Origin of the sequence: Vibrio breoganii, from assembly GCF_001677275.1 — a bacterium.
GTDB classification, from domain to species: Bacteria; Pseudomonadota; Gammaproteobacteria; order Enterobacterales; family Vibrionaceae; genus Vibrio; species Vibrio breoganii.
Genome location: NZ_CP016177.1, coordinates 1227748 through 1251762, shown reverse-complemented (window position 1 = coordinate 1251762; position 24015 = coordinate 1227748). Strand labels below are relative to the sequence as shown.

The window sequence follows — 24015 nt, the reverse complement described above, 5'->3', positions numbered from 1 at the left end:
TTCTTTCATTATATTTAAATCACACTGACCACTGTGATAGCGAGCGTTTAAAGTCTGAATAATCAAACTCATTAAGCTTCACTATTTCACCACTTGCACGCTGACAATAGATTGACGGCATCTTGATACCGTTAAACCAATTAAGCTTCACCATGGTGTAGCCTGCGCTATCCAAAATATGCAGGCGCTGGCCTATCTTAAGAGGCTGCGAGAATTGCGTTTCACAGAACTGATCACCCGCTAGGCAAGAACATGAGCCGATAACGTAATGGTGCTCTGCGCCCTCCGTCGCCTCAAGGATAGATGCAGGTTCATCATAGATGAGCGTATCCAAGCGATGCGCTTCAGTTGCCGAGTCAACAATCGCTGTTTTTTTCTCGTTTTCAACAATGTCGACAACCGTCACCACAAGATCGGCAGTCTTGGTAATGATCGCCTCACCCGGCTCTAAATACAATTGAACGCCGTGCTTGTCAGAAAATGCCTTTAGGGCTGACGCTAGTTTCTCAAGCTCATAGCCTGGCCAAGTGAAAAATACCCCACCGCCAAGACTCACCCACTCCATCTTATCTAGGTAGTGGCCAAACTGAGTAGAAATCGCGTCTAGTAACGCAATAAATGAATCGGCGCTTTTGTTCTCACAGTTCATGTGGAACATCACACCCTGCAAGGTTTCAAACACAGCAGGATCAATCTGGTTTGCCTGTACGCCCAAACGTGAATATTGGCGCGCAGGGTTTGCGAGATCTTGCCCTGCAACACTCACACCAGGGTTTAATCTCAGACCCAGAGAGGCTTTGCCCTCAACCAAGTGGCGATAGTGAGCCAGCTGGCTTTGAGAGTTAAAGATCAGCTTGTCTGCAATATCAGCGACTTCAATAACGTCTTGCTCTGTGTAACCCACACTGTAAGCATGAGTCTCACCGCCAAAGGTCTCGTAACCTAGCTTCACCTCGTAAGGACCACTGCTTGTGGTGCCATCAAGGTAAGGCTTAATAATGTCGAACACTCCCCATGTCGAGAAGCATTTAAGCGCTAAAACCAATTTCACGCCCGATAGCTCTTTAAGCCTCTTGGCCGTCTCAAGGTTTTGAATAAGCTTTGCTTCATCAATCATGAAGTAAGGTGTTTGCAACTGAGAATGGTTCATAAAATCGTAGTCTCTTAACGAACAAAGCCGGCATCACTACCGGCTTTAATACTAGAAAATGAGATTCAAGCTCTACTTAAGAACTTGAATGTCTGGTGCTTGCTCTGGATCTAGCTCTTGAACGTGCCAATCTAGACCAATCTCAGGCATGGTTTCTAGGAACGGATCTGGGTCCAGCTGCTCCATGTTAAATACGCCAGCGTCTGCCCACTTACCACGGAAGTATTGCAGTGCCGCTGTGATTGCTGGAACGCCAGTAGTGTAAGAGATCGCTTGGTGCTCAACGTCTTCATAAGCCACTTCGTGATCTGCGTTGTTGTAGATGAATACGCCACGTGGCTTGCCATCTTTAGTACCGCGAACCCAAGTACCAATACAAGTTTTGCCTGTGTAACCCGGTGCTAGTGACGTTGGGTCTGGCAGTAGTGCTTTAAGAACATGCAGAGGCTGTACAACCGTACCATCATGCAAAGTTAGAGGGTCTGGGCTAAGCAGACCGATATCACGCATGCAGTTGAAGTAGTTCAGGTATGCATCGCCAAAGCCCATCCAAAACTCAATGCGTTTTGCCGGGATAAACTCTTGCATAGAACGCACTTCATCGTGCGCCATAGAGTAAACCTTGTGCTTACCTACTAGCGGGAAATCAAACTCAAACATACGCTCATGACAGCCTACTTGTTTCCATTCGCCATCTTCCCAGTAGAAAGAGTCGCCTTGGATCTCAAGCATGTTCGTTTCTGGATCAAAGTTAGTTGCAAACTTCTTACCGTGATCGCCAGCGTTAACATCCATCACATCGATAGTGTCGATTTCATCGAATAGGTGCTTCACTGCGTGAGCGGCAAATACGCTGACTACGCCAGGATCAAAACCTGCGCCTAGAATACCGGTGATACCCGCTTCTTTAAACTTGTCACGGAAGCCCCACTGCCAATCGTAAGCTTGCGGTACTTGCTGACCTTCAGAACACAAGTCTACCGCTACAGACGTATCTAGGTAAGAAACCTTAGCTTGTAGACAGGCTTCCATGATGATGATGTTCACCCACGGAGGACCAGCATTGATCACTAGGTCAGGTTTTACCTCATTGATAAGCGCAACAAGAGCAGCAACATCGTCAGCATCTACAGAGCGAGACTCTAGTTTCTTAGACGGATCTTTAAGGTTGTTTTTGCCTTTGATCGATTCAATAATCTTGTCACATTTAGCGACGGTACGAGAAGCGATAGTGATGTCACCCAATACGTCGTTGTTTTGTGCCGCTTTATGCGCAACAACCCAACCAACACCACCTGCACCAATTTGCAAAACTGCCATTTGTTACTTTCCTTTATTGTGCCGCTAGCTCTACCGCTAGCTTATCAATGTCATTTAATAGTTTTTCGAAATCTGACAAGGTCAGACACGGATTCAAAATTGTAAATTTCAGCGCTGAGTGACCGTTTACCACAGTCTCACCTAATACCGCTACGCCACGCACTAAAGCCTCGATACGCACTTTCTGATTCAGTTTGTCTAAACGAGACGCATCTAAGTGCTTACAGCGGAACAAGACTGTCGACAGTGCAGGATCAGCTAACAGCTCAAACATCTCGTGTTGCTGAACCATCTTCGCCACTTGCTGAGTTTGCTCTATCAGGTGATCGTACATGGCACCTAGCGCTTTAGGGCCGACGTTTTGCATGGTCATGTAAACCTTAAGCGCATCAAATCGCTTAGTAGTCGCCATGGTTTTGTCGACAAGGTTTGGTAGCTCATCGTGTTCACGGTTAAGATAATCGGCGTGGTGCAGCAGGTAATCGAAGTTAGCCTTGTTTTTCACCAACAAAGAACCGCAGCTGATGGTTTGATAGAACAGCTTATGGAAGTCCACCGACACTGAATCTGCTTTCTCAATGCCTTTCAAACGATCTTTATGACTGCTCAAGATTAGAGCTCCGCCATAAGCGCCATCTACGTGAAGCCAAAGGTTTTCACGCTCTGCAATACTCGCCATTGCTTGAATATCATCGATAGCGCCATGGTCGGTCGTGCCCGCAGTTGCCACAACCGCAAACGGCATTAAGCCCTCAGCCTTTGCATTGGCAATGGTTTCAGCAAGTGCTTCAGTATCCATTGTGCCGTCGTCAAAGGTGTTCACGCAGATCACTGACTTTTCACCAAGGCCCATCCAGGCTGCAGATTTTTGCACGGTAAAGTGTGATTTGTCTGAGCAGATTATACGAAGCTTATCTGCATAGTCTGGGTTACCTAGCTTTTGGATAGAGTGCTTGCTAGTAACGTCCGCAAACCAATCGCGCGCGAGTAGTAGACCCATTTGGTTGCTTTGAGTGCCACCACTGGTAAATACGCCATCTGAGTTCTCACCCATCTGGTATTGCTCGCAAAGCCAATTCACCACTTTCTGCTCTACATAGGTAGCTGCAGAAGCTTGATCCCATGAGTCCATTGACTGATTAAGACCCGCAATCATCGCCTCCGCTGCAATGGCCGGCATTAGCGGTGGCGTATGTAGGTGCGCAATGCAGTTAGGGTGCTGAACCATGACTGAATTTTTGGCAACCAAATCTGAGGCATTATCAATAACGTCAGTTAGGTTTTGGTTTCCAGCATCCAGATCAATCTGATTGATCTGAGCTTCTAGCGCCTTAGGATCCATACCAGAATACGGCTTATCGACCGCTTCAAATACAGATTTCATTGCATCTACTGTGTGATGCATGACTTTAGCAAACTCATCTGCGCCCTGTGCGCCCGTATGAATAAAGTGCTTTTGCCATTGCTTGTTGCTTGGCTCAGGGTCGACCAAAGAGCCGCCCGCCGCTAGAATCGCTTGCTCCATAGTCTTGAGAGCAAAATCAATCTGAGCGTAAGAGATGATAATTGGTGGCAAGAAGCGAATGACGCTGCCATCACGACCACCTTTTTCTACCATCAAGCCACGCTCTAGCGCCGCACGTTGGATCGCAAGAGTCAGCTCTCCATCGGCCACACGCTCACCAAACTTATTGCGCTCACCGCTAGGCTTAACGATTTCGACGCCAAGCATCAAGCCCTTACCACGTACTTCAGCAATACAGTTCACACGACTTTGAATTGCTTCAAGCCCTTCTCTTAGGTACTGACCCGCTTTTGCTGCATGCTCAACCAAACCATCGCGTTCAATGATCTCTAGCGCTTTAGCGCCCGATACCATTGCCAGTTGGTTGCCACGGAAGGTACCCGTATGCTCGCCAGCGTTCCATGTATCGTTCTCTTTCTTAAACACAAGTAGAGACATAGGAAGGCCGCCGCCGATAGCCTTAGATAGGCATAGAATGTCAGGAGAAATGCCCGCTTCTTCAAAGGCAAAGCGGTAACCGGTTTTACCCACACCACACTGAATTTCGTCCAGCACTAACAGGATATTGTGCTCATCACAGATGCGGCGCAGTTCGCTTAGCCAGAACGCTGGTGCTGGAATAACACCACCTTCACCTTGGACAGGTTCAACGAAGATAGCCGCTGGCTTCATGATGCCCGCTTCATCATCACAAAGAAGACGTTCAATATAACGAATGCTGGCTTTAGCACCGGCATCACCACCCAATCCAAACGGACAACGTAGGCTATACGGGAAAGGCATAAAGTGAACATCAGACATCAGTCCGGTGCGACGCGCTTTCGTGCCAAGGTTACCCATCATGCCCATAGTACCGTTGGTCATGCCATGGTAGGCACCGCGAAACGCGAATACGGTATTACGGCCAGTTGTCTGCTTAGCCAACTTGATCGCAGCCTCAACCGCATCTGCGCCCGAAGGACCACAGAACTGAATCGCAGAGTTCTTAGAAAATTCTTCCGGAAGAAACGCTTTTACGCGCTTAATAAAGGTATCTTTAGCCTGAGTCGTAATGTCCAGTGTTTGATACGGCAAGCCACTTTCGAGCTGCTCTTTCAACGCTTGATTAATCTCAGGGTGGTTATAACCCAAGGCTAACGTGCCCGCTCCTGCTAAGCAGTCCAAAAACATTTGGCCGCGTGTATCTTCAACTAACGCGCCGTAAGCACGTTTGATAGCAAGGGGTAGACGACGTGGATAAGAACGAACCTCAGATTCGTGCTCAGCTTGGTCAATTAACATTTGATCTGGTGTTAGGTCATAAATGCCTTCAACAACAGGGACATCACTTGAAAAAACAGCGCTAGTGGCCGCAATCTCAAATTCAAATGCAGAGCTCATAGATTTACCTAAATTAGAGTAATGCCTCCCCTTGTTCATTCTTGAGAACAACGGATTAACATTACGGGTATATAGTACGCAAACATCACTTAAAAAGAGATGCTTAGGAAAATAGAATTTAAAGGGGGTGAACTGTCAGATGTGACGGATCATGGCTCAGTAATAATAGTGTAAGCCGGTAGAACGAAGCTGATTGTCAAATTAGATTGATGATACATGTTGGGTGCCTTTCTCAATGCCATCTTGGCATCTTATTCCCATCTATCAAACGAAGGCCGTTTGATACCTACCCTACGTAATATCACAATCAGGCTTATTACGCGTGTCCCTCAGAGTGTTCTGAGATTGCGCGGGAATTTAGCAAGAAAACGTGATCTTAGCAACAGTAAACAAGCAAAATGCGCTATTTATAACCGCAGATTTATTTCAAATTGTTACATGAATATCAAACAGTAATTTCGCCCATAAAAAAGCCCCAGTATTTAAACTGAGGCTCGGATATCTTACGTTTGTATCAGTCAGACTTTACTGGAAAGCGCTTTTCATACATATCCATAAAATCTTTACGAATCAAGTTTTCTAAGTGATTCGCTTTGTCCGTTGGACAGAAGATCATGTAATGCACAATCTGCTCTGCGTTGATGTTACTGCTAATGTGTATATGCGGCTCTGCGCCAGGTAGATCCAAGCCGGCATGCTTTTCAATCATAGCGTTATAGCGAATCGCAACATCACTAAAATACGCACAATGCTCCTCAATCTTTTCCGTCAATTCAGGGATCATCGGATACAGATTAACGAAGTCCTTCACCACAATTGAAAAGTTATGATAAACATAGCGCTTCATGAAGTTAAGGTTCTTTACTGGGTAGGTAAAGAACATGCTGTTTGGCAGTGTCGCTGTTTTACCTGTGTAATGATATTGCCCATGATGAAGGTCGATCTCTTGGATCACTGTCGCCATCATATTGTGCTCTATCACCTCTCCACTTAACTTGCCGACCTCAATCCAATCACCAATACGAAATGAACGAGAGCTTGCCCTTTGTATTGAGCCAGTAAAACAAAGAATAATTTCTTTTGACGCCACTACAATAGCAACCGCAATCGCAGTCACACTCAGCGCAAATTGATTGATCTCCGACTGCCATAGGATAAACAAAATAATCAGAGTAAATGCAAAGCTGCCGTTCTTGGTTTTTGACATCCAATTACGCTGCTTTTCTGAGATAAAGGCATCATTCCCGCGAATCACGGACAGCAAAAAACGACGCAATAACCAGATGACGAATAGAATGAGTACACTGAAAATACTTTTATAAGTAAGAAGAAAATCGACAACTGGCTGCAATTTCTCCATGAGTCGCTCCGTGTTAGGTGAATAAGTGACTGAAGATAAAGAATCTATTCTTAATAGGGATAATAAACACTTTAACGCGTAGTTAAAGGCTCAAAAGTAACTTTCTTGAATTCTGTTAAGACGAGGAGAGAAATAGAGCCTTCTATCTATAGACTTAAGGACATAAAAAGCAAAAAAGCCCTAGCATTTCTGCTAGGGCTTTCTTTTGTTTGGAGCGTATCGACCAGACTGGGCACGAGGTTCCTCGTGGCTGAATCGAGCATTCTTTAATTTGGAGCGACACACGAGGTTCGCTTTCCCTTGAACATAAGCGTGACCTCAACCTTGGCAAGGTTGCGCTCTACCAACTGAGCTAGTGTCGCATTCTCGTAGCTAGCAGCTCGAAGCTAATAGCTATTAAGATGGTGCCCCGGGCCGGACTTGAACCGGCACAGCGCGAACGCCGAGGGATTTTAAATCCCTTGTGTCTACCAATTCCACCACCAGGGCACGCAAAACTTGTTGCGATGGGTAACACCATCTTCTTACAGCTGATAGCTTAAAGCTCACAGCTATAAGTTAATTATTGGAGCGACACACGAGGTTCGAACTCGTGACCTCAACCTTGGCAAGGTTGCGCTCTACCAACTGAGCTAGTGTCGCATTCTCGTCGCTAGCAGCTTGTAGCTGAAAGCTTAGAAATAATGGAGGCGCCTCCCGGAGTCGAACCGAGGTCCACGGATTTGCAATCCGCTGCATAGCCACTCTGCCAAGGCGCCATTATCTTTTTCTTACAGCTAGAAGCTGTCAGCTTGAAGCTATAAGTAATTATTTGGAGCGACACACGAGGTTCGAACTCGTGACCTCAACCTTGGCAAGGTTGCGCTCTACCAACTGAGCTAGTGTCGCATATTAGATGGTGCCCCGGGCCGGACTTGAACCGGCACAGCGCGAACGCCGAGGGATTTTAAATCCCTTGTGTCTACCAATTCCACCACCAGGGCACGCAAAACTTGTTGCGATGGGTAAGACACCATCCACTTGCAGCTAGAAGCTATCAGCTTGAAGCTATAAGTTTAATTTGGAGCGACACACGAGGTTCGAACTCGTGACCTCAACCTTGGCAAGGTTGCGCTCTACCAACTGAGCTAGTGTCGCATTCTTACAGCTACTAGCTATAAGATAAAATATGGAGGCGCCTCCCGGAGTCGAACCGAGGTCCACGGATTTGCAATCCGCTGCATAGCCACTCTGCCAAGGCGCCTCTGTGTTACTGAAGAATGTTTCTCTTCGGTACGGGGTGGCATTTTACGGATTCACCCCGATGAGTCAACAGAATTTTTATAATTTTGATTCGTTTGCTCGCTTTACAAACAAACTGCATGCAAGTGGTTAGATAAGTATCAAATACTGCTCAAATTACGCTTAATTTGGCGTATTTTTCTGCACTGCCTTTTACACTAACCCGTTGTTTGTGTTGGTGTGAAGACACTTAGGCATAAAATATTTGCAATTGGTTGTCGCAGATACAAAAAAACCAGCTTTCGCTGGTTTTCATAAATCGATTTTACTCTTCTGAATTGAGCAGGTCGTCTTTGGCTGCCATTAAATATTGCACCATAGACCATAGTGTGAGGACGGTTGCCACATACAGAGACAAGTAACCAATCCAAACCATCCAATCGTCGTAGCGCCAGATGAGAACCCACAACGCAAACATTTGAGAGAAGGTTTTTACTTTACCGACCCAAGATACCGCTACACTCGAGCGTTTACCAATCTCTGCCATCCACTCTCTCAGTGCAGAAATGATAATTTCGCGGGAAATCATGATAATCGCAGGAACGGTAATCCAAATCGTATTGAAGTGCTCTGCAATGAGAAGCAGCGCTGTAGCCACCATCACTTTATCGGCGACTGGGTCTAAAAATGCACCAAAGCGAGAAGTCTGTCCTAATTTACGAGCCGCAAGTCCATCGAGCCAATCTGTAAATCCAGCGACCCAGAACACCATAGCCGCGGTAAACGGTGCCCATGTGGTTGGTAAATAGAACACAATGACAAACACTGGGATCAAGAATAAGCGGATCATGGTAAGAATGTTTGGGATAGTCAATCGCATTTTATTTACTCTGAAGGCACGTGAAAACAGTGCGCTTATCTGACTTTAAATTTAACCCCAATGTTGCGGGATTTTAGTTAGTGTTGCAACGCCTGAACTATCTTTTCTGCCAAAGAATCACTGATACCGGGTACTTTGGCTATTTCTTCAGCACTGGCACGCTTTAGCTCTTGTAAACCGCCCATATACTTTAGCAGCGCCTGCCTACGCTTCGGACCTACTCCCTCGATGCCCTCAAGAGCGCTGGTACGCCTTGTTTTACCGCGTTTGGCTCTATGCCCTGCAATAGCGTGATTGTGGCTCTCATCGCGAATGTGCTGCATTAGATGCAGTGCTGGTGCGTCACTGGCCAAATTAAACTCATCACCCTCAGCTGTGATCATCGTTTCTAAACCAGCCTTACGCGTTACGCCCTTGGCTATGCCGATCAGTCTAGGACGTTTTGGCCACTCGTCCCAATATTGGGAGATAATCTCTATGGCTCGATTAAGCTGGCCTTTACCACCATCGATAAAAATGATGTCTGGGATCTTATCAACATCGAGCTGCTTCGAGTAACGACGCTCAAGGACCTGCCCCATAGCGGCGTAATCATCGCCGCCCGTGATGCCGGTGATATTGTAGCGACGATACTCTGGCTTTACTGGGCCTTCATGATTAAACACAACACAAGAGGCAATGGTGCTCTCACCCATAGTATGACTAATATCAAAACATTCCATGCGACGAATCGACTCCATATTCAGCACCTCTTGAAGCTCTTTAAAGCGCTGTGAAATGGTCATTTTGTGGTTAATCTTAGTCGTAATGGCGCTCAATGCATTGGTATTCGCCAACTTTAAGTAGCGTCCACGATTGCCACTAGGATTGGTATGGAAGGTAACTCGTCTTCCTGCCATCTGAGTTAACGCGTCTTGAAAGGCTTGTTCTTCAGCCAGCAGACCTGCTGCAAATATCAAACGGCTAGGCAGTGCCCTACCCTCTGATTGATTGAGGTAATACTGGCTAATGAAGCTGTAAAAGATTTCGTCTTGCGGGCTATTATTGGGGATCTTAGGAAAAAAGCTACGACTGCCCAATATCTTGCCTTGGCGGATCATCAAGATATGAATACACGCCACACCGGATTCTTGGGCATAGCCGAGCACGTCGATATCATCGAAGCTATCTTCAGATACAAATTGCTGCTCTTGAATTCGCCTTATTGCCTGAATTTGATCGCGAAATTTAGCCGCTTGTTCAAATTTCAGGGTACGGCTGGCTTCATCCATTTTGTCAATCAGTTGCCCTACTACCAGCTTGTCTTTGCCTTGTAAGAACAAGCGAACCCATTGCACAAGGTCTGCGTATTCTTCATCAGAAATCACGCTACTGACACACGGCGCAGCACATCGGCCAATTTGGTACATCAAACACGGTCTGGTTCGGTTGGCGTAGATGGTGTCTTCACACTGTCTCATCGGCAGTATTTTCTGTAGCAAGTGCAGGGTTTGCCTTACTGCTCCAGAGTCAGGATAAGGACCAAAGTACTCCCCTTTACGCTTTTTAGAGCCGCGATGAAGAGACAAGCGAGGATGCTTATGGTTACTGATGAAAATATAGGGATAGGATTTATCGTCTCGAAGCAAAACGTTGTACTTGGGTAAGTACTGTTTAATGTAGTTATGCTCAAGAATAAGAGCTTCAGTTTCGGTATGCGTCACCGTCACGTCTATGTGATCAATATGGCTGACCAAGGCGCGCGTTTTCTCGTTATCGAGCTTTTTTCTGAAGTAACTGCTGAGGCGTTTTTTTAGGTCTTTGGCTTTGCCGACATAAATAACAACAGCCTCGGCGTTATACATACGATAAACGCCGGGCTGGTCGGTAACCGTTTTAAGAAATGCGGCTGAGTCGAACCCTGTTGTCACTAAAGTGTCTCTGTATCCAACATTCCGTGACGAATAGCTAGGTGAGTCAATTCAACGTCACCACTGATATCTAGCTTGCTAAACAGTCTATAGCGATAGCTATTTACTGTTTTAGGGCTAAGGCTCAGCTGTTCGGAAATATCCGTGACCTTCTGGCCTTTGGTGATCATCAACATGATTTGTAGCTCACGCTCCGAGAGGTCCTTGAAAGGATTATCAGAAGAATGTGAAACTTGACTCAGAGCCATCTGTTGAGCGATCTCAGGTGAAATGTAGCGTTGACCGCTGTTCACCATACGAATTGCGTTAACCATTTCATCAGGGCCCGCTCCCTTGGTAAGATAGCCAGCAGCACCAGCTTGCATTACTTTGGTAGGGAATGGGTTTTCCGTATGAACGGTCAACACAATGATCTTAACGTCTGGGTTAAAACGTAAGATTTTTTTTGTGGCCTCAAGGCCACCAATACCGGGCATGTTCATATCCATAAGGATTACATCAACATGGTTATTTCGGCACCATTTTACAGATTCTTCACCGCTTTGCGCTTCCCCTGCTACATTCATTCCACGGACGTCTTCAATAATACGTCTTATCCCTGTGCGTACAAGCTCGTGATCATCTACAAGGAAAACATTAATCAAACTTGTATCTCCACACTTTTTATTTTTTTGCCGCAAAGTTCGTCATGAATGAATCATAACATGCGGTCCTTATTCTACGTTATTGCTGTAGCCAACAACATGCAAATATGCTTAGTATTCGCCATTTTTACAACAATTTAGTTCAATTATTATGACCTACTACTGCAATTAAGGGATCGTTCGTTCGTTTTTTATACCAAACCCGCTCTTATGCAACATTAATCATAGGCAATGCCTGAGGATAAAGGTCCATTTTTTATCCAATAAAATCAGTAAATTGAAAAACATTGTTGATAGAAACCAAATTCATATAACTGCCTAGACAAGGGTTTGGTATCATCTTCTTCAATAAGAGTAGCAAAAAGGTTTGCAGATTGCGTTCAGGATTTATACTAACTCGTCAAAGTAAAGATTTAGGTTTTTCTAGCCTTATTGAGCTGTGGGTTTCTACGGATCTCGGCCCCACTTTGATTCAAATCCCAGATCAAAAGTCTGTCTACTTTATAAACAGCTCTGATGAAGCGCAGGTTCAGCAGTTAGCAAAGCAGCTTAATATCCCTTGTGAGACTAAACCGCTTCCTCTAAAAACATTCCAACTAGAGGCGACTACTGCCTGCTACTTCCCTACTCGTAAGCATGCGTCTGATTTTGAAACCGTGTTAACTAGCCACTCGATTCCTATCTATGAATCCGATATCAGGCTGGTCGATCGCTACTTGATGGAGCGGTTTATTCAGGGGCAAATAGAATTTGATGGTGTCGAGCAGCAAGAAAACGGCTATCTCAAGGTAGCAAACGCACAATGCCGAGCGGCTAAAGAGTACTCACCCAACTTATCCGTTGTCTCGTTGGATATAGAATGTTCCGCCAAGGGCGTTCTCTATTCAGTGGGATTGGATTCTGAGCTTGATAGCCGAGTCATCATGATTGGTGAAGCGCAACCCGAACAAGGTAAACCCATTCAGTGGGTCGAGAATGAACGAGCCCTTTTGCTGGCATTGATTGATTGGTTTACGCAGTTTGACCCTGACATCATTGTGGGTTGGAATGTGATTGGCTTTGACATGCGACTATTGGTGCAGCGAGCAGAGCAAAACAAACTTAGGCTGACTCTCGGACGAGACAAACAAACCTGTTTTTACCGACAATCTAATCAAAGCCAACAAGGCTTTATTACCATACCGGGACGCGTGGTGGTTGATGGCATTGATGGGCTTAAATCAGCCACTTATTCTTTCGATTCTTGGTCACTAGAGTCTGTCTCTCAAGAACTGCTGCACGAAGGCAAAGCCATACACAATGTGCAAGACAGGATGGAAGAGATCAATCATATGTTCCATCATGATAAGCCTGCTCTTGCTAAGTACAACCTGCAAGACTGCGTGTTGGTGAACAAGATCTTTGAGAAGACACACCTACTCGATTACCTCATTCAGCGCAGTAAACTCACAGGTCTCGCCCTTGATCGCATTGGTGGCAGTGTTGCCGCATTCTCTAACTTGTATCTGCCACGCCTGCATAGAGGTGGCTATGTAGCGCCAAATCTCATGCCAAACGATTGGATTGCCAGTCCGGGTGGATTTGTTATGGACTCCAGACCTGGCCTGTATGACTCTGTTCTGGTCCTAGATTTTAAAAGCCTCTACCCCGCTATTATTCGCAGCTTTCTCATTGACCCTATGGGGCTAATCGAGGGGCTACAACTAGAAATAGGCAACGAGGCAGACCAAGCCGTACCAGGCTTTCGTAAGGCGCAGTTTCATAGAGAAAAACACTTTTTGCCCAACCTCATTGAAGAGCTGTGGCAGGCCCGAGATCAGGCTAAGAAGGACAAAGAAGTCGCTTTCTCTCAAGCCATTAAGATCATAATGAACTCCTTTTACGGTGTATTGGGATCTTCCGGTTGTCGCTTCTTTGATACACGATTGGCATCATCGATTACGTTACGTGGTCACGAAATAATGAAGACCACACGTAAGCTTATTGAAGAACAAGGCTATGAGGTGATCTATGGGGATACGGATTCTACGTTTGTTTCTCTCAAAGATGAGTGCACCCAAGAGCAAGCGGATGATATTGGCAATGCGCTGACCAAGCACATCAATAGTTGGTGGACCCAGCATTTGACCGAGGAATATAACCTCACCTCCCTGCTTGAGCTTGAATATGAAACCCACTTTTCTCGATTTTTCATGCCAACCATTCGCGGCTCTGAAACAGGTTCAAAGAAGCGCTATGCCGGATTAATTACTCAAGAATCTGGCTCTCGTATCGTGTTTAAAGGCTTAGAGAGTGCCCGTAGCGACTGGACTGAGGTTGCGCGAGATTTTCAGGCGCACCTTTACGAGCTTATCTTTGCCGGCTCCGATCCCACGCAGTTCATTTTAGATACCGTAGAACAAGTTGAGAGCGGGGAAATGGATAATAAACTGGTGTATCGAAAGCGACTTCGCAGAAGGCTTCATGAGTATCAGAAAAACATTCCACCGCAAGTGCGCGCTGCTCGTTTAGCCGATGAGATTAACCAGCAACTTGGGCGACCACTGCAATATCAAAACCGTGGTCGAATCGCTTATATGATGACCACCATTGGCCCTGAGCCTCTTGAGTATGTGAAGAACCCAATCGACTACGAGCACTATATTGATAAACAGATAAAGCCAATTGCCGATGCCATCTTACCCTTCGTTGGGCTAAAATTTGATGATATCAATGCACCTCAGCTTGGGCTGTTCTAATTGACACAATTAAGGCGTACAATCGCGCTAATTATCAAAGATACCGCTAAGGAAATCTAATGACTGAACTTTTGTCTTACGATGACACCATCGATACCGCTTACGACATTTTTCTCGAGATGGCTCCAGATAACCTAGAGGCCGCCGATGTGGCTCTATTCACTCTTCAATTTGAAGAGAGAGGTGCTGCTGAGCTGGTTGAAACCGGTGATGATTGGGTTCAACACGTAGGGTTTGAAGTTGACAAAGAAACCTACGCCGAAATCAAGATCGGCCTGGTAAACGAAGCGGATGATACGCTGGATGACGTGTTCGCAAGACTGTTGGTGTCACGCGACCCTGACCACAAGTTTTGCCATATATTGTGGAAGCGCGACTAAATATAGAGAAATAAAAAAGGCCAGATGTTAATCCATCTGGCCTTTTTTATTATTACCTAGACTATAAAACGTCGCTCGCTAGCTCTGCCGTTTTAGTCGTTTCGCCATTGTATTTGATGTTGTGGAACACTTTATACAACACTGGCACCACAATCAGAGTCAGCACTGTGGCAAAGCCCAGACCAAACATAATGGTTACCGCCATCGGTCTAAAGAAGATATCCGGCAGCAATGGGATCATGCCCAGTATCGTTGTAATCGCCGCCATACATACTGGCCTAACACGACTCATAGCTGCTTCTACCACCGCTAGATACGGGTCCTTTCCTGAGCGCATTTCAACTTCAATTTGATCAATCAATACGATACCGTTCTTCAATAGCATCCCAGATAGGCTCAACAAACCAAGCAAGGCCATAAAACCAAACGGGGTATCAAACAACAGCAAGCCACAGGTCACACCTACAATCGCCAATGGTACGGTACACCATACAATCAATGGCTCTTTAACAGAACTGAACAAGAACACTGTAATCAAAAACATAAACAGGTAGCCCATAGGCATACTCGATGCTAAAGCGCCTTTAGCGTCGCTCGAAGATTCAAGCTCTCCGCCCCACTCCAAGCTATAACCTTGAGGCATCTCAACAGCTTCTATTTTTTCTTGTACACGCTGTTGCAATGTCGCAGCGGTTTCGTCTCCCAGGATGTCATGGTCGGCAAATACCGTCAGCATACGCTTTCTGTCTTTACGCATGATAATAGGGTCTTCCCAGCGGGTTTCATAACCCATCAACATTTGCTGCAAAGGCACATAATCATTCAGCACTGGGCTCCAGATTTTCAAACTGTCGATATTTCTAAAATCAACGCGTTCTTCTTCTGTTAAGCGCCCAACAATTGGCATTAAGGTTGTGCCATCACGATACAGGCCCGCTGTCTTTCCAGAGAACGACATTTGCAAAAAGTCATCTATATCGGCCTTAGTGATGCCGTATCGACGAGCCTGACTTTCATTAAAGATTGGCTCAAGAACCTTAGTTCTTTCTCTCCAGTCATGGCGAATGTTGTTAGCGCCTGGGTCGTCATTCAAGATATCAACAATTTGAGCACCCAACTCACGCAATACCGTAGGATCAGAACCAATCACTCGTGCTTCAATTTTTGCTCCGCCTCCAGGGCCTAGCTCAATTTGCTTCATACGATGGTTAATTTCTGGATAGTTGGTATCCAAATGATCAATGTACTTAGCCACAATGCCATTCAGCACTTCATAGCTTTCCACGCGAGTGGTGACTTCACCATAGGCCGCATAGCTTTTCTCTGGCGTGTAAGTCAGCATAAAGCGTTGCAAACCTTGACCCGCAGAAGTCGTTACGTCTTCAACACCTTCCTGCTCTAGCAACCATTCTTCTAGCTCTTGCAGTTTAGCGTTAGTCGCGCGAATATCCGTGCCTTCCGGTAGCCAGATATCTGACATAAAGATAGGAGTGGTAGACGCTGGGAAAAACGACTGCTTAATAAAACTAAATCCATACAGGCTTGTGCAGAACATCACTATTAGCGCTGAGATAGTCAGCCAAGCGCGATTCATACAAAACTCAAGAAACTTACGATAGATGACAAATACAATACCGTTGTATTGGCTGCCTTCTTCGTTCGCTTCGACTTTTTGCCCCTTAAAGAACAGGTCCGCAAAAAATGGTGTCAATGACATCGCGGTGAACCACGACAGCATCAAAGAGATCAACAACACAGTAAACAAGGTACGACAGTACTCACCCGTCGAGTCCTCTGATAAACCGATAGGCGCAAACGCCGTTACCGCAATCACAGTCGCACCCAGTAGTGGCCACTTGGTTTGCGTGACAATATCAGTCGCTGCCTGAAGTCGAGTGCGCCCCTTCTTCATGCCGACCAATATGCCTTCAACAATCACAATGGCATTATCCACCAGCATCCCCAGCGCAATAACTAGCGCGCCAAGAGAAATACGTTGTAGCTCTATGCCAAGGTAGCTCATGAACACAAACGTACCCAAAACGGTCAGCAGAAGGATCAGGCCAATCAGTACCCCAGAACGTACGCCCATGAAGAACAGCAGCACCACGATCACGATACCAACCGCTTGAGCAAGACTGACTACAAAACTACTTACCGATTTATCAACTTCGCCTGGTTGAGCATAGATCTCATCAATGTTGATGCCGATAGGCTGTTGATACTCTAGCTCGGCCAGTTTTTGGTCAAGAGCTTCGCCAATGGTAACCACATTCACGCCAGCGTTGAATGAAATTCCCATATTTAGCGCCATATTGCCGTTAAAATTCAGCACATTGGTAGGAACATCTATGTAACCGCGTTTTATCTCTGCAACGTCTTTTAAGTACACCAAACCCGACGTACTCTCATCGGTGATGATGAGGTCGCCTAACTGCTCGACACTGTCAAATTGCCCTGTAGGTTGGATTCGGATGTATTCATCGCCAACCCTTACCGCACCTGAAGATGACACGGTATTTTGAGTATTCAGCAAATTGAATACCGTCTCAGGGGCAATACCAAGAGCGTTCATGCGCTTCATCGACATTTCGATAAAGACTTGCTCTTGTTGCTCACCAGAGACAGACACTTTACTGACACCATCAACGAGCTCTAGCTCTCGGCGGAGATAATCCACATAATCAAGCAACTCTTTATAGGAATAGCCTTCACCGGTGACCGCCAACAACACCCCATACACGTCGCCGAAATCATCAATGACCGCTGGAGTGTTCACGCCTGGTGGTAAAGAACCCTGAATATCGGTGACTTTTCGACGCAGTTCATCCCATATTTGTGGGAGATCTTCCGAAGTGTAGTTTCGTTTGATCGTCACAGTGATTTGAGACAGTCCGCGAGTTGATATAGACGTCACTTCATCCACATAGGTCAGCTGCTGAATGGCTTTTTCCAATGGATAAGTGACTTCTTCTTCCACTTCTTCTGGCGTTGCCCCTGGGTAATTGGTGACAACCATTGCATCTTTGATGGTAAATGCGGGGTCTTCTAAGCGACCTAGGTCGAAAAAGGCAGCAACACCACCAACAAGGAAGATCAAGGTGATCATCCAGCTGATCACTTTATTGCGAATAAAATACGCGGCAATACCGGTTACTTGCTCATCTGATTGAGCGGTAGTTTGGTCACTCTTATTAGAACTCACTGCATTGCCCCCATATTTGTCACTTTCACTTCAGCGCCCTCTCGCAATTGCGATAACCCTTTAACAACGATAATTTCATCACCCTCTAATCCGGCAATAACTTGCACTGAGTTGCCTGTTATCGCACCCGTTGTTACTTTTTGTTTTCTGACTGTATTGTTGTCATACACCCAAACGTATTTTTCTTCTCGATTGAGGGTGTCCCCATCCGCATTGATCAACGCTTTATAAGGCACGGTAGAAATTGGACCTAATTCCATGCCGGATATGTTCTTTGGTTTAAAGGCCTCAACCGCCATGCCGTCTAAGATGAGTTCATCTTGTGGCATCGGCAGGGTTAGCGTGATGGTATAAGTCCCTGATGTAGGATCTGGCTCCGTGGTGAACTCTTTGATCGTCGCATCAAACAGTTGTCCACTTGGTGATTGAACACTTGCCTTTGCCTGCCAAATTTCTTGCTCTGACGGTTTATTGATGAACAAGCGATCTGGAATTTTAACCAGTACATCCACCTCATCAATATTGTGAACATTCACTATGTTCTGACCTAGAGTGATATTCTCAAATTGCTCAACATTGACTCGAGAAATCATGCCATCTATCGGCGACTTCAATTGGGTATATTCCAAGTACAAACGAGCAAAATCTAACTCAACCTTTGCCATCTGGCGCTTAGCCGACAATTCATCAAACTCTGATTGAGCCAGTAACCCTTTCTCAAGTAACGGCTTTGATCTTTGGTATCGACTATTGATAGCGGTGTAACTTGCTTCGGCGTTGCGTACTGCAATCCTGAAATCTCGAGGGTCTAACTTGGCGATAACGTCACCTTTTGACACTCGATCTCCCTCTTTCACTAGTACTTCTGTTACTTCACCAGAAACAAGGAAACTCAAATGTGCACGCTCTGCAGCCGTCGCGATAGCAGGAAACATCAATGCATCAGCAGCAGAGGTAGTGGCTAGCTTAAGCAACTCAACCGTTTGCAATCGTGTGGTAGGCTCGACGCTTGGGCGTTCACAACCACTCAGGAAATAAGGCGTAGCTAATACAAATAGCCACTTTAAAGACTGGGATTTGAATGAACTCATAGCCCTTTCTCCTTAATCCACTCACGTACTTTCAGGCCTTCAGATAATTGATTCACACCTGACAACACAATTTGGTCGCCATCATCTAGGCCCGAGATCAACTGCCCATTCTCAGCAAGAATGACCGGTGTTTTCGCTGTGCGAGATTCTTCATCAATTCGCCAAACACACCAGTTTTCCTCACAAGGAAATACTGAAGAATCAGGAAGTGTTGAAGGATTAGCCCTAGGAAGCGAAAGGGTCACGTCACCTGACATACCAGGCATGATCCCAATGTCATCTGGCCTTTCCATTACCATGGTCACTTTATAGTTACCGGTAGAGGAATCTGACTCAGTATCAATTTCTTGAAACACCAATGGGAAGGTCTCACCAGAGTAAGAATCAAACTGCATAGAAAACTCTGCATCAGCACCCTTCACGCGATTCACCATCGAGTTTGGAAGTTGGAATACCACTCTCAATAAAGAGTCCGATTGAATATTCATCGCACTTTGTTTGGCTTCAAGATACTCAAAGTTATCGATGTGCCTCATGGAGATGGTGCCATCAAAAGGCGCGACTAAGCGTGTATCTTGAAAGTTTGCTCTAGCTTGTTCATATGTCGCTTTTGCCACTTGTTCAGCAGCAACAGCCTGATCGTAATCTTGTTCAGATATGACACGGTCGGCGATCAGTTTTTTAGCGCGCTCAAGCTGCACACTAGCAAGGGCATACTCCGCTTCTGCTTCAGCTAAAAACAGCGCGTACTCTTCTTGGTTTAGTAGCCCAAGTAAGTCGCCTTTGTTTACTTTTTGTCCGGTTTTGATTGGCAGATTGATCACCTGCCCTGAAACGCGAAATGCCAAAACGGCCTTATCACCCGCAAGCGTGGATGCAGGGAATACGCGCTCAAAGCGGTCGCTACCCGCAGACACCGTAATAAGTTTGGCTGGTCTCGATTCTGGTTCCGCCACAAGTGCCTGCTGATTGTCGCAGGCAGTTAAACTGAATAAGCACACAGGAATAACCCAGGCTCGAGTAAAATAAGATCCTAACACTCTATTTCTCATTTAATTCACATTAACGAACTGGCGTATGACTGAGTCATAAGCACGAAGACAAAGGTAGCACTCAACTTATTTAACGATGATTAACATCAACACAAAAAATAGAACTAAGCCAAATGCTTGTTTTGAGACAATGATCTAAGTAAATAAGTTCCAATGTATTAATCTACTTAGTCAAAGATCGAGAGCATTTAAACATCCTGACCTATATATTGCTATGGTAATTTATTTATTCAGTGTATAGATGCATCAAAGTGATGGCAGAAAACAATCTTAACCTTCTGTTTTTAAACGTTTTTATTGTTTATATAAATCATATCTATTTCAGAACTAAACATAACTCTATGTATCTATGTGGTTTTATTCACTAAGATGCCAATCAAATATAAAGTGCGTTAATTTAAAGTATTTTTAAATATTAAATTACTCATATTACAAAATTCTCAAATAGTATTAATTATAGATATCTATTACGTGACATTTGACCGTCACTCCTAAACTGGCTTATATTTTAAATAGAGCCTTTCATAGATAGTTTTTATTAGCATTTTTCCCGTTCAAACGTTACTTCTATTCAGTTCTAACTCACTACATCACCTCTTCAACCAACATCCCTAACTTGATCTGCCCAGATGAATCTACTCCACGTAAATCAAAGAAAAAAATCACCACTTTATGTTGACCTGTCTATTGCTTTATAGTTTAAGTTAGAGGCAACCAAGTAAGGAATCACCCTATGTACCGCATATCAGAGCTGGCTCAGAAAGTCGGCTTGTCACGTACCGCTTTGCTCTACTACGAGAAGCTTAAGCTGATCAGTGGAGTCAGGTTGGACAATGGTTATCGCGTCTACAGCGATAAAGATGTGCAAAGAGTGTTGTTGATTCAGACGTTACAAGCAGCAGGATTAACCTTGAAGGAGTGCAAAGGCTGCCTAGAAGCGAAGATAGACAGAGCCCTACTGCTAAACCGCCTAGATGAACTCGATAAAGAGATCGCTCAGAAACAGCATTCTAGAGGTGTATTAGCAGCACTCCTTGGCGAAGGTGACCACAGAGCTTGGCATGAGAACGTCAGTCAATTAGCACCCGATGCTCACTTGGATTGGCTTATTAAACAAGGCTTTGATGAAAAAGAAGCCCTCAGATTAAAATGGTTGTCAAAAGACATGAACGAACATCAAGATTACATGGCCGACTTTATGAAGGTCTACGAAACACTCGATCACTGGGGACCAGGCAGCGAACAAGAAACCCTAAAAGCCCTCAATTTAGTACCACTCACTAGTCGTAACATACTGGAAATAGGTTCGGGCAAGGGGTTAGCCACAACAGTACTGGCAAACAACACCCAAGCAGCAATCACGGTCGTTGATAACGAGCAGTCCGCGCTAGATAGGTTGGTCGAACGCTTTACTGAGCACGGTCTAAACGATCGCATCAAGCCTGTGTGTGCCAGCATGACCGACCTGCCCTTTGAGCCTAAAGGTTTTGACCTAATATGGGCTGAAGGCAGTGCGTACATTATGGGTGTAGAAAGTGCGCTCAAAGAGTGGCGACCACTGCTTGAACACAATGGCGTGATGATACTCAGCGATTTGGTGTGGTTTACAGACAAACAGACCCCTGAAGCACAAGAGTTTTGGAAGGGCGAATACCCTGACATGGTTAGCGTTGATATTCGCTTAGAGCAGATCAAAGCGGCAGGCTATAAGGTTGTTGACCATTTCCCGCTAAGCCAACAAGCATGGGAAAACTACTACCTACCACTGAAGCAAAGAGCCATCGAGTTGACGCCAAGCATGCCTGACTCCAATGCGCTCAATGACATCAACACAGAAGTCAGCATCTATGAGCGCTACTTGGATGAGTTTGGCTACGAGATGTTTATCATCCAGAAGGCTGCTAAATAAGATTAGGGAGTACGCAATCATCGTTTTCAGTTCAAGAATTCACTAGACCAGATAGGTTGTACTGGCTCAATTGTAATTCACATACTCAAAGAGAATCCGCCTCATTATCCTACCCCTTTCCGAAGCCCGCATTTTCTGGCCCGGATCAAAAAAGCAAAGCTACTATATTTAAAATACAGTAAGCTTTGCTAACCACGTTAGATGTCATTCTCTTTATCGACCTAAAATGTCATCGATATCTTCTTGAGGGAGAACTTGCGCTTGATATGCGCCTTCTCCTATGTATTTTTCAATATTATAAACAAAGGCTTTTAGGTGATCTTCCGAACCTGCGATTAAATGCCCGTAAAGCGAGCTAATCACTCTATCGTTTGTATAGATTAAACCACAATCATTCGATACCTTAATTGAGTCGATTTCTTCTATCATCACTTTCGGACAAGTCTTTATGTCTAACATATCGAGTTCTTCGATGAAGGCTCCCACATAAAGCGCATCCAACTCACTGGATAGCCCTTGGTTAGTAAGATCTGTATATTTTTCAGTGAAATACGGACCAAACTCCTCGCCTGAAAATACTCCAACATTATCATTCACAACGGGATCGTCGATATTAAATCGCAGTAACGCATCAAAAACGCTACCAGTATGATGAGTTTCAGCTATTGCAATTTTGCCAAATATTCTCGTTTCAGGGTGCTCTATGCTTAGTTTTATATAAACATCGCGAGCAAGTTTTTCTTCTTCACGCATAAATATCAAATGAAGTCTTTCGTGTTCACTAATAGCTTCAGATACAAAATGTATTGAAGACAAGTTTTCATAACCACCTTTTTTGCTATCACTATAAGCGCCGTTCGACGCTAAGGTAAGCAACAACAAAAATGCAAGGCTAACGCTCAATATTTTCATAGTAACCACCCACATAATTTACAATGGTGTCACTACTAACATTAGTTGTTTAGAGGTCGGAAATACAACTCAAGACCAAAAGATAACAGGAGCAGGTTTTGCTTTTTGCGTGAGTAATGGAGGTGCTGCAATCACTTGCCATAAATTATCTAGATTAATCAACAGGGAGCTATTAGCTCTAACCGAGCCCATAGCTATAATACATGCCCTCTTACTCCATGCCCCTTATGGACAAAGCGCTGACAGCGTAAAGTCTGCCTGTAACGGTGTACTTACCTTTCGCGCCCAGGCATCAAGTTGAGATTGGGTAATATTCAGCTCTTTGAACTGGGCGCGCAGTTACTCAGCCGTCAATGTGTCCGGAGCGTGTTTGTATTGTTGGGTCAAGTAAAGCAACTGTGCTGAAAAGCTCGTGTTTAAATAGTCGCTTTGCTTTGTTCTCGGGGATTGATCGAACCGCTTATATTGCTCTGTTTGCGTTTTAACCCAAGCCCCGTCTTTCAGATCACAAACCGGTAAGTGGGTTAGGTTGTTTTTTACACTCTCTAGTCTGGACTTACTGTATGCTGAGACATTGAAGGATTCATCCCAGTTGGGATTAACATAGTTTTCGACTTCAATAGGGGTCGTCAACTGCCACTGTGAATCCACTTGCTTAATATACGGTTTATCACACAGATCCTTTGCAAACAAAAATCCTTGATAGTTAGCCTCAAGATCCGCATAGGAGTAGACGCCGACTACCTTCATTCCTAACAATCCCCCTTCCATCGAGTCAGCCCACGCAATAGCTTCCATCTGCGCTAGTTCCGGTGATGTAGATTGAATCGCTTTTCTGTAGCGCTTGTAGTACTCATAGCCTGATCCCAAAAAATGGCTGATTTTGTCCGTACCAATATATGTGCCGTTCACATTAATAATATGGTCGAGGTCAGTTTTGATACCTGCTGTGCGCATCACTGGGGAATAGATACTATCCAAAGCGTATTGGTCTAGAGATACTCCAACTGCAGGTAACCGGTCTAACAAAGGGGATTCTTGAGCCCAGATCTCCATATCTGAATTTAATGCGCCTCGGTAGGCTAGAGGATATCTCTGCGCACCCAGATTTCGCATGATCCACTCAGCAACGTCAGGACACTGCGCTGTAGAAAACTTGGATTTCTGATCAACTAAGATTTGAGTAACTGTTACGTTCAGGTATTGATTAAAAGCCTTTTTTTCATCTTTTAATTCTTTTCCCCAACCATAGTAGTTATCCACCTCTCCTGATACTGCGCCACCAGCAAGCAGTAGCATTAAGCTGGCTAAAAACGTCTTAAACAAGGTTATTCCTTC

15 protein-coding genes and 8 tRNA genes are annotated in these 24015 nt (G+C 45.0%); 3 read left to right on the top strand and 20 right to left on the bottom strand.

Annotation, left to right across the window (positions count from 1 at the left end):
- Positions 1–19 precede the first annotated feature (19 nt).
- The 15 genes from nspC to uvrY form a co-directional block, all read right to left on the bottom strand.
- Positions 20–1150 carry a carboxynorspermidine decarboxylase gene (gene nspC, locus A6E01_RS05855; RefSeq protein WP_065209789.1) on the bottom strand — a complete coding sequence of 377 codons (1131 nt, stop codon included), beginning with the start codon at positions 1148–1150 and terminating at the stop codon, positions 20–22.
- Between the two features lie 72 nt (positions 1151–1222).
- Positions 1223–2470 (bottom strand): carboxynorspermidine synthase, encoded by a 1248-nt coding sequence (locus A6E01_RS05850; protein WP_065209788.1) that lies wholly within the window; start codon positions 2468–2470, stop codon positions 1223–1225.
- Between the two features lie 13 nt (positions 2471–2483).
- Positions 2484–5375 (bottom strand): pyridoxal phosphate-dependent class III aminotransferase, encoded by a 2892-nt coding sequence (locus A6E01_RS05845; RefSeq protein ID WP_065209787.1) that lies wholly within the window; start codon positions 5373–5375, stop codon positions 2484–2486.
- 514 nt (positions 5376–5889) lie between these two features.
- On the bottom strand, positions 5890–6735 hold the full coding sequence (locus tag A6E01_RS05840) for a mechanosensitive ion channel family protein (protein WP_017030753.1): 846 nt from the start codon (positions 6733–6735) through the stop codon (positions 5890–5892).
- Between the two features lie 272 nt (positions 6736–7007).
- Positions 7008–7097 (bottom strand) — tRNA-Gly (locus A6E01_RS05835).
- 40 nt (positions 7098–7137) lie between these two features.
- Positions 7138–7224, bottom strand: a tRNA-Leu gene (locus A6E01_RS05830).
- Positions 7225–7301: 77 nt separating this feature from the next.
- Positions 7302–7377 (bottom strand) — tRNA-Gly (locus A6E01_RS05825).
- Positions 7378–7419: 42 nt separating this feature from the next.
- A tRNA-Cys gene (locus A6E01_RS05820) sits at positions 7420–7493 on the bottom strand.
- A gap of 54 nt (positions 7494–7547) precedes the next feature.
- Positions 7548–7623, bottom strand: a tRNA-Gly gene (locus tag A6E01_RS05815).
- Positions 7624–7631: 8 nt separating this feature from the next.
- Positions 7632–7718 (bottom strand) — tRNA-Leu (locus A6E01_RS05810).
- 78 nt (positions 7719–7796) lie between these two features.
- Positions 7797–7872, bottom strand: a tRNA-Gly gene (locus A6E01_RS05805).
- A 32-nt stretch (positions 7873–7904) separates the two neighbouring features.
- Positions 7905–7978 (bottom strand) — tRNA-Cys (locus tag A6E01_RS05800).
- Positions 7979–8281: 303 nt separating this feature from the next.
- Positions 8282–8836: a CDP-diacylglycerol--glycerol-3-phosphate 3-phosphatidyltransferase gene (gene pgsA, locus A6E01_RS05795; RefSeq protein ID WP_017030228.1), complete on the bottom strand. Its 555-nt coding sequence runs from the start codon at positions 8834–8836 to the stop codon at positions 8282–8284.
- A gap of 77 nt (positions 8837–8913) precedes the next feature.
- On the bottom strand, positions 8914–10746 hold the full coding sequence (gene uvrC / locus A6E01_RS05790; protein WP_065209786.1) for an excinuclease ABC subunit UvrC: 1833 nt from the start codon (positions 10744–10746) through the stop codon (positions 8914–8916).
- Complete coding sequence (gene uvrY, locus A6E01_RS05785; RefSeq protein WP_017030756.1) at positions 10746–11390, bottom strand: UvrY/SirA/GacA family response regulator transcription factor; 645 nt, start codon at positions 11388–11390, stop codon at positions 10746–10748. The genes uvrC and uvrY overlap by 1 nt, the downstream gene beginning before the upstream one ends.
- Positions 11391–11764: 374 nt before the next feature.
- On the opposite strand from uvrY, the gene A6E01_RS05780 reads away from it, so the two are divergent.
- Both A6E01_RS05780 and A6E01_RS05775 read left to right on the top strand, forming a co-directional pair.
- Positions 11765–14128 carry a DNA polymerase II gene (locus A6E01_RS05780; protein WP_065209785.1) on the top strand — a complete coding sequence of 788 codons (2364 nt, stop codon included), beginning with the start codon at positions 11765–11767 and terminating at the stop codon, positions 14126–14128.
- 59 nt (positions 14129–14187) lie between these two features.
- A complete protein-coding gene (locus A6E01_RS05775) occupies positions 14188–14508 on the top strand; it encodes an HI1450 family dsDNA-mimic protein (protein WP_017030232.1) in 321 nt (106 codons plus the stop codon).
- Between the two features lie 61 nt (positions 14509–14569).
- Here A6E01_RS05775 and A6E01_RS05770 read toward each other — a convergent pair whose 3' ends face one another.
- The 3 genes from A6E01_RS05770 to A6E01_RS05760 are packed head-to-tail and all read right to left on the bottom strand — an operon-like array spanning position 14570 to position 19856.
- Complete coding sequence (locus A6E01_RS05770) at positions 14570–17713, bottom strand: efflux RND transporter permease subunit (protein ID WP_065209784.1); 3144 nt, start codon at positions 17711–17713, stop codon at positions 14570–14572.
- A complete protein-coding gene (locus A6E01_RS05765; RefSeq protein ID WP_065209783.1) occupies positions 17710–18804 on the bottom strand; it encodes an efflux RND transporter periplasmic adaptor subunit in 1095 nt (364 codons plus the stop codon). Before A6E01_RS05765 ends, A6E01_RS05770 begins: the two co-directional genes overlap by 4 nt.
- Positions 18801–19856 (bottom strand): efflux RND transporter periplasmic adaptor subunit, encoded by a 1056-nt coding sequence (locus tag A6E01_RS05760; RefSeq protein ID WP_371969742.1) that lies wholly within the window; start codon positions 19854–19856, stop codon positions 18801–18803. Before A6E01_RS05760 ends, A6E01_RS05765 begins: the two co-directional genes overlap by 4 nt.
- Before the next feature lie 733 nt (positions 19857–20589).
- Between A6E01_RS05760 and A6E01_RS05755 the strand changes: the two genes are divergently transcribed.
- Positions 20590–21765 carry a MerR family transcriptional regulator gene (locus tag A6E01_RS05755; RefSeq protein WP_065209782.1) on the top strand — a complete coding sequence of 392 codons (1176 nt, stop codon included), beginning with the start codon at positions 20590–20592 and terminating at the stop codon, positions 21763–21765.
- Positions 21766–21978: 213 nt separating this feature from the next.
- Here A6E01_RS05755 and A6E01_RS05750 read toward each other — a convergent pair whose 3' ends face one another.
- Entirely contained in the window at positions 21979–22677 is a 699-nt protein-coding gene (locus A6E01_RS05750; RefSeq protein ID WP_065209781.1) for a DUF2202 domain-containing protein, read from the bottom strand.
- A gap of 339 nt (positions 22678–23016) precedes the next feature.
- On the bottom strand, positions 23017–24003 hold the full coding sequence (locus A6E01_RS05745) for a hypothetical protein (RefSeq protein WP_237334502.1): 987 nt from the start codon (positions 24001–24003) through the stop codon (positions 23017–23019).
- Between the last annotated feature and the right edge of the window lie 12 nt (positions 24004–24015).

Coding starts and splice junctions, on each gene's coding strand:
- nspC (WP_065209789.1), bottom strand. CDS start 1,150: ATGAACCATTCTCAGTTGCAAACACCTTACTTCATGATTGATGAAGCA.
- A6E01_RS05845 (WP_065209787.1), bottom strand. CDS start 5,375: ATGAGCTCTGCATTTGAATTTGAGATTGCGGCCACTAGCGCTGTTTTT.
- A6E01_RS05755 (WP_065209782.1), top strand. CDS start 20,590: ATGTACCGCATATCAGAGCTGGCTCAGAAAGTCGGCTTGTCACGTACC.
- A6E01_RS05850 (WP_065209788.1), bottom strand. CDS start 2,470: ATGGCAGTTTTGCAAATTGGTGCAGGTGGTGTTGGTTGGGTTGTTGCG.
- A6E01_RS05765 (WP_065209783.1), bottom strand. CDS start 18,804: ATGAGTTCATTCAAATCCCAGTCTTTAAAGTGGCTATTTGTATTAGCT.
- pgsA (WP_017030228.1), bottom strand. CDS start 8,836: ATGCGATTGACTATCCCAAACATTCTTACCATGATCCGCTTATTCTTG.
- A6E01_RS05750 (WP_065209781.1), bottom strand. CDS start 22,677: ATGAAAATATTGAGCGTTAGCCTTGCATTTTTGTTGTTGCTTACCTTA.
- A6E01_RS05760 (WP_371969742.1), bottom strand. CDS start 19,856: ATGAGAAATAGAGTGTTAGGATCTTATTTTACTCGAGCCTGGGTTATT.
- A6E01_RS05840 (WP_017030753.1), bottom strand. CDS start 6,735: ATGGAGAAATTGCAGCCAGTTGTCGATTTTCTTCTTACTTATAAAAGT.
- A6E01_RS05775 (WP_017030232.1), top strand. CDS start 14,188: ATGACTGAACTTTTGTCTTACGATGACACCATCGATACCGCTTACGAC.